Annotated in this window: 13 protein-coding genes; 1 reads left to right on the plus strand and 12 read right to left on the minus strand. The window is 50.1% G+C overall.

All coding sequences use genetic code 11. From position 1 onward, the window contains the following. Window positions 1–20: 20 nt before the first annotated feature. A complete protein-coding gene (gene zigA, locus ACUVOF_RS03795; RefSeq protein WP_447043232.1) occupies window positions 21–1,247 on the plus strand; it encodes a zinc metallochaperone GTPase ZigA in 1,227 nt (408 codons plus the stop codon). Between the two features lie 119 nt (window positions 1,248–1,366). Here the strand turns inward: zigA and ACUVOF_RS03800 are convergent, their stop codons facing one another. The 12 genes from ACUVOF_RS03800 to ACUVOF_RS03855 all read right to left on the minus strand — a co-directional run bounded on the left by ACUVOF_RS03800 (window position 1,367) and on the right by ACUVOF_RS03855 (window position 13,115). Beyond that, window positions 1,367–2,641 carry a TRAP transporter large permease gene (locus ACUVOF_RS03800; protein ID WP_447043094.1) on the minus strand — a complete coding sequence of 425 codons (1,275 nt, stop codon included), beginning with the start codon at window positions 2,639–2,641 and terminating at the stop codon, window positions 1,367–1,369. 23 nt (window positions 2,642–2,664) lie between these two features. Continuing rightward, window positions 2,665–3,141, minus strand: a complete 477-nt coding sequence (locus tag ACUVOF_RS03805) for a TRAP transporter small permease (protein WP_447043095.1) — start codon at window positions 3,139–3,141, stop codon at window positions 2,665–2,667. Window positions 3,142–3,216: 75 nt separating this feature from the next. After that, window positions 3,217–4,242: a DctP family TRAP transporter solute-binding subunit gene (locus ACUVOF_RS03810; protein ID WP_447043096.1), complete on the minus strand. Its 1,026-nt coding sequence runs from the start codon at window positions 4,240–4,242 to the stop codon at window positions 3,217–3,219. A gap of 15 nt (window positions 4,243–4,257) precedes the next feature. Beyond that, a complete protein-coding gene (locus ACUVOF_RS03815; RefSeq protein ID WP_447043097.1) occupies window positions 4,258–5,214 on the minus strand; it encodes a C-terminal binding protein in 957 nt (318 codons plus the stop codon). Between the two features lie 106 nt (window positions 5,215–5,320). Beyond that, a complete protein-coding gene (locus ACUVOF_RS03820; protein WP_447043098.1) occupies window positions 5,321–6,076 on the minus strand; it encodes a fumarylacetoacetate hydrolase family protein in 756 nt (251 codons plus the stop codon). A gap of 3 nt (window positions 6,077–6,079) precedes the next feature. Further along, the gene (locus tag ACUVOF_RS03825) at window positions 6,080–6,820 is read right to left on the minus strand and encodes a FadR/GntR family transcriptional regulator (RefSeq protein ID WP_447043099.1); all 741 of its coding nucleotides are present in this window, start codon (window positions 6,818–6,820) and stop codon (window positions 6,080–6,082) included. A 238-nt stretch (window positions 6,821–7,058) separates the two neighbouring features. Beyond that, window positions 7,059–8,372: a TRAP transporter large permease gene (locus ACUVOF_RS03830; protein WP_447043100.1), complete on the minus strand. Its 1,314-nt coding sequence runs from the start codon at window positions 8,370–8,372 to the stop codon at window positions 7,059–7,061. After that, on the minus strand, window positions 8,372–8,878 hold the full coding sequence (locus ACUVOF_RS03835) for a TRAP transporter small permease (RefSeq protein WP_445530929.1): 507 nt from the start codon (window positions 8,876–8,878) through the stop codon (window positions 8,372–8,374). The genes ACUVOF_RS03830 and ACUVOF_RS03835 overlap by 1 nt, the downstream gene beginning before the upstream one ends. A 61-nt stretch (window positions 8,879–8,939) precedes the next feature. Next, window positions 8,940–9,938, minus strand: a complete 999-nt coding sequence (gene dctP, locus ACUVOF_RS03840) for a TRAP transporter substrate-binding protein DctP (RefSeq protein WP_447043101.1) — start codon at window positions 9,936–9,938, stop codon at window positions 8,940–8,942. Between the two features lie 147 nt (window positions 9,939–10,085). Next, window positions 10,086–10,724, minus strand: coding sequence for a 3-isopropylmalate dehydratase small subunit (gene leuD / locus ACUVOF_RS03845; protein ID WP_447043102.1), 639 nt, complete (start codon window positions 10,722–10,724; stop codon window positions 10,086–10,088). Further along, window positions 10,724–12,163, minus strand: coding sequence for a 3-isopropylmalate dehydratase large subunit (gene leuC / locus ACUVOF_RS03850; RefSeq protein ID WP_447043103.1), 1,440 nt, complete (start codon window positions 12,161–12,163; stop codon window positions 10,724–10,726). The genes leuD and leuC overlap by 1 nt, the downstream gene beginning before the upstream one ends. Before the next feature lie 145 nt (window positions 12,164–12,308). Then, the gene (locus tag ACUVOF_RS03855; protein WP_447043104.1) at window positions 12,309–13,115 is read right to left on the minus strand and encodes a GntR family transcriptional regulator; all 807 of its coding nucleotides are present in this window, start codon (window positions 13,113–13,115) and stop codon (window positions 12,309–12,311) included. Window positions 13,116–13,260: the final 145 nt, after the last annotated feature.

Raw genomic sequence — 13,260 nt, forward strand, 5'->3', positions numbered from 1 at the left:
AGTTAAGAGGCATGCTAGCAATGACTGCGTTTTCTCCCCTACCCGTCACCGTGCTCTCGGGTTTCCTGGGCGCAGGTAAAACTACCGTGCTCAATCATATTCTCGCCAACCGTGAAGGCCGTCGGGTGGCGGTGATCGTGAACGATATGAGCGAAGTGAATATCGACGCCGCCCTGGTTCGCGGCGGTCCAGGCGAATCGACGCTGGATAGCGATGTGGCCCTTAACCGCTCTGAAGAGCGCTTGGTAGAAATGAGCAACGGCTGCATTTGCTGCACCTTGCGCGAGGACTTACTGATCGAAGTCAGCCAGTTGGCCCGGGAAGGCAAGTTCGATTACTTAGTGATTGAGTCCACCGGCATTTCCGAGCCGCTGCCTGTCGCAGAAACATTCACCTTTGAAGACGAAAATGGCCAGAGCCTCTCTCGTGTCGCTCGGTTGGATACCTTAGTGACCGTTGTGGATGGCGCCAATTTTCTTGACCAGTACCGCGAAGCGCAAAGCTTGACGGAAACGGGCGAAAGCTTGGGTGAAGACGATGAGCGCAACGTCGCCGATCTACTGGTCGATCAAATCGAGTTTTGCGATGTGCTGCTGATCAGTAAGACCGACTTAATCAGTGAAAAAGAGCTGGAGGCTTTAAAAGCTATACTGCGTTCACTTAACCCCGACGCGGAACTAGTACCTATTACCCAAGGCGGCGTCCCGCTCAAAAAGGTGCTGGATACCGGCAAGTTCAATTTTGAGCGCGCCCAGTTGGCGCCTGGCTGGCTTAAAGAAATGCGCGGCGAGCATGTCCCTGAAACCGAAGAGTACGGGATTGGCAGTTTTGCCTATCACGCCCGTCGGCCTTTCCATCCGCATAAATTTCACGATCTACTTAACCAGGAGTGGTTTGGTAAAGGCCTGCTACGCTCGAAGGGCTTTTTCTGGCTCGCGACCCGCCCACAAGCTGCCGGTCAGTGGAGCCAGGCAGGCGGCATCGCCCATCACGGCCCCGCAGGTGTGTTCTGGAAAGCCATTCCCGAAGAGCATTGGCCAACCGATCCCGAAACACGCCAATTTATTATGGAGAAGTGGCAGGAGCCGTTTGGCGATATGCGCCAGGAGCTGGTGTTTATCGGTCAAAACCTCGATCAAGCCAGAATGTGCGAAGCGCTGGATAATTGCCTGCTGATCGAGGACGAACTGCTGGAAGGTATGGAGGCGTGGAAACAACTACCCGACCCGTTCCCTGCTTGGGAGTGAGGATTGACTAGCCCTTATGCGTTGAACTCACTGCGGGATATCTTTTCATCCCTGCAGTGAGCTCCTACTGAGCAACGCAATGACCAAGAAACACAGCTAATGCCGTCCCCGCCCGGTAGTTAAAACATTAGGCTCGGTAGAAAAGTCGATATAGCGGGCACAAAGGCGAGTAGTAACAAACAGGCAATCAAAGCCAGCAAGAACGGCACTACCATACGAGATAACTGACCAATTGAAACGCCGGAAATACTACAGGTAGCAAAAAGGGTAATGCCCACCGGGGGCGTCGCCATGCCAATGGCCAAAGCCACCACGGTGATAACACCAAAATGCACCATATCAATACCTAATTGCTGGGCGATGGGTGTAAATATGGGCACTACTAACAAGATGATCGCGCCTGTTTCCATAAACGTTCCAAGTATTAAATACAACAGGATCATCAGCAAAAGAATGAGATAAACGTTCGTTGATAGCCCAAGGATTGCACTAGAGGCCATCTGCGGAACCTGCTCAATAATCATGATCCATCCAAAAGGGCTTGCTACAGCGATAAGAAGCACAATCATTGCCGAGTTTAAAGACGCTTTATAAAAAACCGGAACGAGGTCTCTCCAGTGAAGCTCCTTGTAAATGAACATGCTGACAAATAAGCCGTATACCACCGCAATACCGGCTGATTCCGTGGGGGTAAAGGCCCCCGACATGATGCCGCCAAGGATGATAACTGGCATCAAAATACCCCAAAAAGCATGCAGTAACTTCTGCCATCGCTGCTGCCAGCTCTGCTTTTTTTCTGCTGGGTAACCTAGCTGATGGGAACGTAAAATGCTGATAGCGATTAACGCGATGGCCAACAGCGCGCCAGGTAAAATTCCAGCAATGAATAATTTCCCGATAGACACATCGGCCACGATTCCAAAAAGAATAAAAGTAATACTGGGTGGGATAACGACCCCTAAGCACGACGCTGAGGCGACGACAGCCGAGGCGTAGGAGACTGAATAACCACGTTTCACCATTTCAGGAATGGTGAGCTCTCCTACTGCGGCGGCTGTGCCGGGAGCAGAGCCGGAAATCGAAGCGAAGAAGGTACAAGCCATGACCGAAACCGCTGCGAGTCCTCCTTTGAAATGCCCCACCAAAGCGCTGGCTAGCTCAACAATTCTTTTGGATATTCCTCCTCGCTCCATAATCGCCCCAGCCATCATGAAAAGAGGAATTGCCAGCAGTGGAAATGAATTAATACCGGCTACCATGCGTTGCGGTAGCATTTCTATCGGCATCATTCCACTGGCCACCAGGCTCGCTAATGCTGCAATACCCATTGCAAAGCCGATAGGTATATTGATCATAAAGCAGATCACAAGAAAAGTGAGGAGAACCGTTAGCATGTCATAACCTCTAAAAGATTATTTTAAGTATTTTTTATATTAATAATTTCGATAAAACTGTAGAAAAATATTAAACAAGCCATGACGGGAATCGACATGTAGATCCAACTCATGGGCACACCCAGCGCTGGTGACGTTTGGGCACTTGTGGCTATAACCACTTTCCATCCGTAGTAAATGAGATAACCAGAAAATGCCATAATGGCGAGATACCCCACTACTTCTACGACCCGTTGCACTTTCTGGTTAAACAGTTCAACCAAGATGCTAATACCGATATGGGATTTTTCGCGTACTCCCATGGCAACACCAAGAAAGCTACTCCAGATAAAGGTGAAGCGTATCGCTTCTTCACTCCAAGAGCTGGATTGGTTGAAACCATAACGCATTATGACCTGGTAGAATGTCAGCATAGCGATGGTAATCATCATGGCAACGAGGCTGATCTTAATTAGCCTATCCAAGTGGCGCACTAAAGAAAGTTGTTTCTTATTAATCACCACTGCCCCCTTTCATTATAATAATTGTGAGAAAGCAGCGCCGGAGCATTAAACTTTTCGCTCCGGCGCAGTGGTTCACTCGGTTTCCATAATGGCTCTAATTAGCGCTTCTCCCCGTGAAGCATCACCGCTACCCAGCGTGGCATAGAAGCTTGGGTAGATTTCTTCAAACGCGGCCTCGATAAAAGCGTCTTTTTCTACATCGTTAATCTGCATCCCGTTTTCTTCGAGAACACTACGCATCTTTAATTCATATTCAACGAGAGAGTCCCGCTGGATATTGCTGGCCTCTACCGCCGCTTGGGCAAGGATTTCTTGATGCTCTTCATCAAGCGTTTGCCACCAGCTTTCAGCAGCAATGTACTGGCGGGGGTAATAGAAGTGTTCGCTAAGTGAAAGGTAATCTTGAACTTCATAGAAGCGCTGACTATAAATCAGGTTCATTGGGTTCTCCTGGCCGTCGACAACGCCTTGCTGTAAGGCAGTGTAGAGTTCGCCAAAAGACATAGGCACAGCTGAGGCGCCAAACGCGTTTATGGTATTGATCATTACTTCACTTTCCATAACGCGGATTTTGAGATCCTCAAGGTCTTCCATAGAATGGATAGGCCGCTGGTCATTAGTGAAGTACCTAAATCCTCCATCATTGTATGCCAAGTGGCGAATCCCTACGTCTGTGTACTTTTCCTGTACGGCCTGGCCAATTTCGCCATCTAATACCTTATGGGCATGATCAATATTGCGAAAGATAAAAGGAAGGTCCCACAGCATGGCTTCTGGTACGAAACCGCCCATAGGGCCGTTTTCAACGTCTGCCATTTCAATAGTGCCTAATTGGATACCTTCAACGATTGTACGGGCATCCCCTAACTGGCCAGCGGGGTAAATTTGCACGCTGATATCACCATTAGAACGTTCTTCCACCATTTCTTTAAACGCCTGAACACCAACGTTTTGTGGATCTTCTGGGTTGGTATTACCGTTATGGGCCATTTTGATGTTGATAGTAGATTGAGAGAATGCGGTTAGCGGCAGTACTGCACAGATGGCACTGATGGCTATCACATGCATAACGACATTGTTTTTTATTTTAGTTTTCATCTTTTTATCCTTCTTTTAGCTTTTGTTATTTGGGTTATTGACGGGATTATTGGGAGTGCCGGAAGTGAGCGTTCTGGCGATTTCCTGAGAGGCTTTCTTTCTAAGTTCTGATACAGAGTCTTGAGATAAAAAAGCGGTATGAGGCGTAATAATGACATTATCAAGCTGGGATAGCTTAGGTACAGCACGCGGTGGTTCTTGTTCGAGTACGTCCAGGGCAGCCCCGGCAAGACTCCCTTCTAGGATAGCGTTGTAAAGATCGTTTTCTTCGATAAGGCCTCCTCGGGCAGTGTTAATCACAAAAGCGGTTTTCTTCACCTTCGCTAACGATGCTTTATTGATGATATGCTTTGTCTTTTCTGTTAGCGGTAGATGTAATGATAGGAAATCGACCTCACTGAGGAATACATCGAAGTTGGTTATATTTTCAATTTGGAATTTGGCAAGGCTTTTGGGTGAACTATAGGGATCAAAGCCGATTACCTTCAAGCCAAATGGCTTTGCGCGTGCCGCTACCTGCTGTCCAATAGCGCCGCACCCCAATAACCCTAGCGTTTTACCTTTAAGCTGAGGTACATGTTTACCTTGATTAGCGTCCCAAACGCCTTTTACAACTTGATTATGTAAATAACAGGTTTTCCTGGCTAATGCCAAGAGCATGCTAAACGTATGATCTGCCACTTCATCCTGGCAATAATCAGGAACATTGGCGACAATGATACCTTTTTTTGTGGCGGCCTCTACATCGATGTTGTTATAACCGATCCCAGCTTTAACAATGATTTTGCAACGCTCAAGGCTATCAATCACCTGAGCAGTTACGTTTGCATAAACGACAAGGAGTGCGTCCGCTGTCTTGCCTAGCTCGCTAAGTGTCTCGGCATCGCTAGAGGGGCTTAATTTAAAGTCGACACCTCCCTGGCTAAACACGCCTTGCTCTATCGAAGTATCAGGGAAAATGGTATCTGTCATAAGAACTGATAGTCTCACGTTACAACCTCTCTTATCATTATTATAGTGACGGAGGATTACTTCTCCATTTGACAAGCAATCTCATTTAGTTAAATTATTCAAGCAACTATTCTATTCGCAGTGTGTTAGTTAGAGCGCCAATACCATCGATTGTTACCGACATCACATCACCCGCATTAACGGGCCCCACCCCGTGGGGAGTGCCGGTGAGAATGACATCTCCAGGGAGGAGCGTCATGCAGTGGGATATATAGCTCACCACCTCGTCCACACCGAATATAAACATGTTTATGTTAGAGCTTTGGCGTACTTCACCATTAACAGTTAGCTGAATGTTTGCATCATTTTTATTTATTTCTTTTACTATACCTGGACCTAGAGGACAAAAAGTATCGAAAGATTTACCCCGAGTCCATTGCTTATCGCTTAGCTGAATTTCTCTAGCGGTAAAGTCATTAGCACAGGTATAACCAAAAATATAATTGCCCGCTTCATTTGGAGAAATATTTTTAGCTTTCTTACCAACAACGATAGCTAATTCAGCTTCATAATCCAGTCGACCTGTGTTGGCAGGCGCTACGATATCATCCTCATTCCCGATGACGGTGGTAGGCGGTTTTAGGAATAATAATGGCGCTTTGGGAAGCTCCTCCTTCATTTCATTCGCATGGTCCAAATAGTTAAGCCCTACGCAGATCACCTTCGTTGGTTGGCATGGAGCCAGCAGCCTTACCGACGATACAGGAATTGTTTCTTTACTAAACTCATGGTTCTCAAACATGCCACCAATAATTTTTATGATTTCACCATTTTCTAAAAACCCACAGAAAACTTTATTATTATCGCGATACCTTACATACATTTTTCATACTCCTTTTTTTATTATTTCTCTATTAACTAAATGGTTTAATCTTTCCTGTACATCCAGCAGATGGAGTTGCATTTCCCGCTCTGCCAAATTAGCATTATTTTGTTTTAGAGCCTCCAGTATTTTACCGTGAAACTTGATGGATTCTTTCATTACCGGCTTATCGTACCCCACGCTTTTCTGGGCACGGAAAACCAGTGTAATAATAGAATTATATAAGCTTGCTAATACACGACTTTGGGAGGCTTTTGCAATTTGCTGGTGAAAAGCAATATCCGCTAATACATAGTCATCGTTATTGTCTTCCGCTTCCGCTTGCACCATAAGCTTTAATTGCTGGGCCATAATATTTAAGTCATTATCTTCGATTCGCTTTGCTGCCAAACCGACCATGGTTAGTTCTAAAAACATGCGCGCTTCTGTCACGTCTTCATAGCTGCAATCATTTAATAGAATCTTTAAGGAAAGCGTTTCTTCCAAAATTGAAGAAAAATTAGTCGTAATGACAGTGCCGGCATTTGTCCGGTTTAATAAGCCCTGCAGAGAAAGAATTTTTAATCCCTCACGCACCGAGGCTCGACTCACACCAAATTGTTCGCAAAGATCTCTCTCATTGGGGATGCGATCACCTTCTTTGAGCTCACCACTGACGATCATCGACTTTATTTTTGCGACAACATCGTCACTCAAGCTTTTCTTTTCAAGGGGCTCAATTTTCATCAGTTCTTTGCTCTTCATTGCTTGCCAGCATGGACTCATCATCTGATGGTCAGACCACGGTTTTATTAAAATTAGCTACCTAGCTTTAGCGTGTCAAGTATTTATTCGGGAACCAAACCGATCTTTTAATAGGGCGCTAGCTTCTCGCCTGCTTCTTAATGTGTTTCAGAACACACCATGATTGAAAAAATCATCGTATAAAAAAACCTCCTGCTCGTTGATAACACAGGAGGTCATTGCTCACGGTACAGAGCGGTTACTGCAGCATACTGGGCAACCAAGTAGCGAGACCCGGGAACACTATCAACACGGCGACCAGTAACATCGAACAGAGAATGTAGGGAATCGCGGCTGAGTAGATTTCGCTCATAGTGGTACCGGCGGGAGCTACCCCTTTCATTACGAATAGCAACAGACCAAGGGGTGGCGTGGAGAAGCTGATTTCCAGTGCCAGCAAAACGACGATACCGAACCATACCAAATCAAAGCCAAGTGCCTGCGCCAGCGGAAAGAAGATCGGCACGGTAAGCATCATAATGGAGATCTGCTCCATAAAGGTTCCTAGCACCAACAGCACCGCAAACATCGCCAGCAGCATTAGGATCGGGGAGAGATCAAAGCTGGTAGCCCAGCCAATTAACCCACCCGATGCACCGGAGAAACCGAGCAACTGACTGAACGTGGCCGAACCAAACACAATCAAATAAGCCATCAAGGTGACTTTCAGTGCCCCGGTGACGGAAAGCTTGAACGCTTCCCAGGTCATGCAGCGGAAGATAAACGCCAGAATAATCACGCCTAGCGCGCCAAAGGCAGCGGCTTCTGACGGCGTAGCAAAACCAATCAGCATGAGCGCCACGATAATGACCATGATACTCAGCATGGGCAGGATATCCGTCACTATTAATTTTAGCTTGGCTTTCAGCGGTACCGGTTCAAGCTCATAGTTTGGTGCAGCTAACGGATCCAACTTAGTTTGAATAAAAATGGTGACAATATAGAAGCCTGCCAACGTCAGCCCCGGTAGAATGCCGGCAATCAGTAGGGCGCCGATATCTACCTTTGCCAATGTCGCCAGCAGCACCGCCAGCGCGGAAGGCGGAATAATAATCGCCAAACCGCCGGTACCCAGAATCGGACCAATGGCCATTTTCTTCTTATAGCCCCGGCGCTCCATTTCCGGTACCAGCAAGGATCCCATCAGCGCGGTGGAGCCCATGGAAGAACCGCTCAAAGTGGAGAATGCTGTACCGCCTACCACCGTCACGTAAGACAATCGCCCCGGCACTTTGCCCATCAATTGGTCGACGGCATTGAACATTTTCATGCCCAAACCCGTGCGGAAAAACAGTTCACCCATCAGCAAAAAAAGCGGTATGGGCACCAAGTTAAAGCTAGAGAGCGCACCAAAGCCGTTATTGAGCATTTGTAGAATGCCCGTTTGCCCTCCCATAAAGTGCCACGCGCCAATGACATTGGCGGCTAAAAAAGCCAAGGCAATCGGCGTACCAATCGCCATAAAAAACAGAATTAGCGAGAGTAAAAAGGCGAGCGCAAAATACCATTCCATTATTCTTTAATCCCCGCTTCGCCACTGTGAAGAATTTCATGGCCGACGACAAAGCGACCAAACTCAATCGCCATCAACGTAAAGCTGATGGGAAATACAATGGTCAGTATCCATTTCGGTACGAAGAAAGCCCGAACGTCATAATCGGTGCGTTCAATATTGAGCAACACCAAATCCAGCCCCTTCCACGCCAAAACACCGCACACCACTACACACAGTAATGAAACGCCTCGACTAAGAATATTGAGCACGGGCAGCGGTAGTACGGAGGTCAACAGCTCAATGTGCACGTGCCCCTTGTGACGCACCAACCAGGGCGCACCCAAAAGCGTGAGGTAGAACATGGCGTACTCAGTGGAGAGAAAGAACCATGCCGACGGTTGGAGCCCCAAGTTGCGAATGACCACTGAGAGCACCACTGCCACCATCAACCAGACCAGCATGATAGCGGCCAGCAAAGCCATGCCATTGAGCAGCAGCAAATAGCCGCGTTGTGCGTAGCGCATAAAAAGTCCTGAGAATTAGCCACACTAAGGGGGCGCTCGATCACTCGGCGCCCCGTCGTTGCTATAGATCGTTGAATTTTTCGATCAATGTATCGTAGTGCTCAAGACCCATTGGATGGCGCTCCATCTGACTACGCATCCTTTCCCAGGTGGCATCACGGGCCGCCTCGGAGAAGCGCTGAGCGGCTTCGCCTTCCAGCGTGATTACCTGCATCCCATCAGCCTCAAGCTGCGCCTGCTGCTCTTTGGCTAATTCAGCCAATTTCTCGGCGCTTTCACGCTCATGCTCAATAGCAACTTCTTGCAGAATTTGCTGCGACTCTTCGCTGAGCTGGTTCCATTTATTCAGATTGACGATCACACCCATATCGGTAGAGAAGAACGCAGGGTCTACACGATAATTCAGGAAGCGATCCCAGTTGAGATCTTTCAAGCCAATTTGGGTCCAGCCGGTGGCATTGACCACACTGCGCTCAAGAGCGGCATAAACATCCGTGGTCGGCAGGCTGATCGGCTGGGCGCCCAGGTAGTCCTGGAAGAAGGCGTCATACACCGGGTTACTGCGCAGGCGCAGGCCCGACACACTCAGGTTGCCGTCGGCATCAACGGTGGGTTCCTCAATAGTGTAGAAGTTATAGCTAACGCCACTATCGAACCAACCCAAGTAGTAAGTGCCCATCTTTTCCTGATGGATCTGGTTGAGCAGGTCGATACCGCCATTTTCGCGGGCGTAAATGGCGTTGGTGTTAGACGCCACCATGGCATCGCGCTCCGGCACGGTGCCAGCGTAAAAGCTTGCCGCGGTGTAAGCCATGTCTACGACGCCGTTACGCACTGCATCGGGCTGCTCGGAAAGTCCGATCACTTCAGGGCCGCCACGCACGTTGATCTGCACCACCCCTTCACCACGTTCGTTCACCTTGTCGACGAACTCCAGAAAGCTCTGGGTATAGATCAACGAGGGCGGAAACGCGTGCACAGCGTTGATTTCATCAAGCGCCAGCGCCTGCGTTGTGGCTAAGGCGGTGAGCATGCCCACGGTAAGGGTTACTTTTTTCATTCGTTAGTCTCCTGCACGAAAGTAGTTTGCGTTATCGCGTTTATTGTTGCTGTTTCGTTTTATAAGTCATTCTTGTAAACGACTGCTGCAAGCGTGCTTACTGTTGTTATGGATAGAGGTGGGTTTAACGTCTAGCACACTGCCCCACTATCCTTTTCCTATAAGGGCGCTTACTGGCGGCTGCGCCGCCACCCAGGGAAACTGCTCGGCGTAGCGTGCTGCGAAAGCGGTAATGGTGTCGGCGTGTTGGCGCGTCATATCAATATCATCCCAGCCATTGAGCAATTTGGTTCGCCACACGGGGCTAATCATAAAGCTGACCTCTACCTCAGCGACCCTGATAATCTGCTGCTCAAGATTGACGTATATGGCAGCAGGCGAGTCGTCAAGCGCTGCCAGCAAGCGCTCAGCGTCATCCTCTTCCACGACCGCTGGCAGCAGGCCATTATTAACGGCGTTGGAGGCAAAAATATCGCCGAAACTCGGTGCCACTACGCAGCGAAAACCGTAATCGACCAGGGCATAGACCGCCGCTTCACGGGAGGAACCGGCGCCAAAGTTGCGGCGACTGACCATCACTTCAGCGTTCTCCCCGCTGGGGCGATGCAGAATAAAATCAGGATTGGCCCTGCCCTGTTCATCATGACGAACGTCATAGAGTAGAAACTGGCCATAGCCTACGCTACGCGGCTCTTTCATAAAGCGCGCAGGAATAAGCTGATCGGTGTCCACATTAGCGGCAGCAAGAGCAACCCCCAAGGTCTCCAGAACAGTGATCGGTTGCATCAATGAGCTCCTGACTCATGAACGGGGGAGTCGGTGCTGACAGAGTGCGAGCGCACATCCGCCAACCGACCCTGTAGTGCCGCAGCGGCCACCATGGCGGGCGACATCAAATGAGTGCGTGCGCCTGGCCCTTGGCGGCCTTTGAAGTTGCGGTTGGTGGTGGAAGCACAGCGTTCGCCGCTCGCCACCAAATCACCGTTCATGCCCACGCACATGGAGCAGCCCGAGTGACGCCACTCAAGCCCCGCATCGATAAAGATGCGGTCCAGCCCTTCGGCCTCGGCCTGGGTTTTCACCAGCGTAGAGCCGGGCGAGACCATGCCGGGCACGCGGCTTTTATGGCCAGCCAGCACCGCAGCGGCAGCACGCAGATCTTCGATACGCGCGTTGGTGCAGGAGCCAATAAATACCCGATCAATGGTGATATCGGTGAGCTTTTGGCCAGGCATTAGCCCCATATAGGCCAGGCTATCCCGCGCCTGGCGCGCTTTCGCCGGGTCGCTCAACTGGTCGGGATCAGGCACGGCACGATCAATCGGCAGTGCCTCTTCCGGCGAGACGCCCCAGGTAACCGTCGGCGCAATTTCATCGGCATGCAGCGTTACTTCCAAGTCAAAGCTGGCATCCGGGTCGCTGTGCAACGTGGCCCAGTAAGCGCAGGCTTGTTCGAAGGCGTCGCCTTTCGGGCTCCAGGGGCGCTCTCGCAAATAGTCGAAGGTGGTTTGATCCGGCGCAATCATGCCGCAGCGGCCACCGCCTTCGATGGAGAGATTGCATAGGGTCAAACGCGCTTCCATGGAGAGCGAGCGAATCGCCTCACCAGCGTACTCAATGGCGTAACCACGTGCACCATCCGCACCCAAACGGGCAATCCAGGTGAGCGCGACATCCTTGGCGGTGATGCCTTCAGCCAACTGGCCCTCAACGGTGATACGCATCACTTTAGGCTTGCTTTGCCACAATGTTTGCGTGGCCAGCACGTGGGCGACTTCGGAAGCACCAATGCCAAAAGCAATGCTGCCAAAGGCGCCGTGGGTGGCCGTGTGACTATCGCCACATACCATGACGGCACCTGGCTGCGTCAGCCCCTGTTCCGGTCCTAAAACATGCACAATGCCCTGGCGTGGGTCGTCCAGGCCAAATAGCGTTACCCCATGTTGCTGGGTATTGTGGCTCAGTTGCTCGATCATTGAGCGCACCTTGGGGTCGCCAACGCCTGCTAGGTCACGGGCGAGCGTCGGTACGTAGTGGTCCGCGATCCCGAAGGTCAGGTCGGGCCTTGCCACCGGCAACTGGCGTTCAGCGAGTTTATTGAAGGCGTGAAAGGAGCCTTCATGGACAAAGTGGCGGTCAACCCACAGCAGGCTCTGACCGCTATCACTGCGGTGAACCTCATGGGCGCGCCAAACTTTATCAAACAGCGTTGTCGGGGTACTCATGGTCTTCGCTCGTTGCCTCGGCCTTCGTTAGACTTGTCATCACCACCCCAATACAACTAGCGCAATTTAACAACACAGGTCAAATGTATTTTTTACAATTTTAAATCTGTATTAAATTTAATACATTAAAAAATAGATCCTCATGTTACCCTTCTTTCCCGCTGACAGGCATTCCTCCTACCTTCGGCTCCCAATAGCGAGAGTTATCATCGCCGTTTCGTTCCAAGTCGATCTGGAAGCGATAACGATCCGGACGGTAGAGCGCATCGAGATGCTCCACCCCGCGCCCTTGCTCGTCATACACCACACGAGTGAGCGAAATCAGCGGTGAGCCAACGGCCACCTCCAACGCTTCCGCAACCTCATGGCTGGCAAGCGTCGCGGAAATAGATTGGGAGGCATGGTCTACCTTTACCCCACTGCGCTCCAGCAGTACGAATAACGGCGTGTTGGCTAAATCCATCTCGTTGTAGTGCAACGCGATGGATTCAGGCACGTGCGTTACCAGATGCGAGAATGGCTTATCATCGACCATTCGTACCCGCACTGAACGCTGCACTCTGCCACCCTGCGCCATGCCCAACTGCTCGCGGATCATTTCCGGCGGCAGTACATAAGCGAACTCCAGTAGCCGCACCTGGGAGGCCTGGCTCATCTTGACCATATTAGGCATCAGGTTAGACACGCTGGCGGTCATCACCGTGGCATCCAAAGGTTGCGTCAGCACTACGGTGCCCACTCCCGCCTTGCGTGCCACCAACCCCGTCGTCTGCAGCGCTTCCATGGCGCGGCGCACGGTCACCCGAGACACACCGTGCTGCTCCGCAAGCTTGTTTTCCCCCGGCAGTTTACTGCCGGGAGGTAGCCGCCCGCTCAAGATGGCGTCTTTCAACAGCAGGTAAATCCGGTGTGATTTGGTGCCACCCACCGCAGAGGGTTGTGCCTCATTCATCCATGCCTCTCCTCAGGACGTTATTCAAAAAAATTCATATCAGGCTTGACGCAGGGATAATAATAGACATAAAAATGTATTACATATAATACATATCAATAGCCAGTAAATAACACAATTAATGCCGCAAGAAAGTCATTATTAC

Source organism: Vreelandella sp. H-I2, from assembly GCF_052959335.1.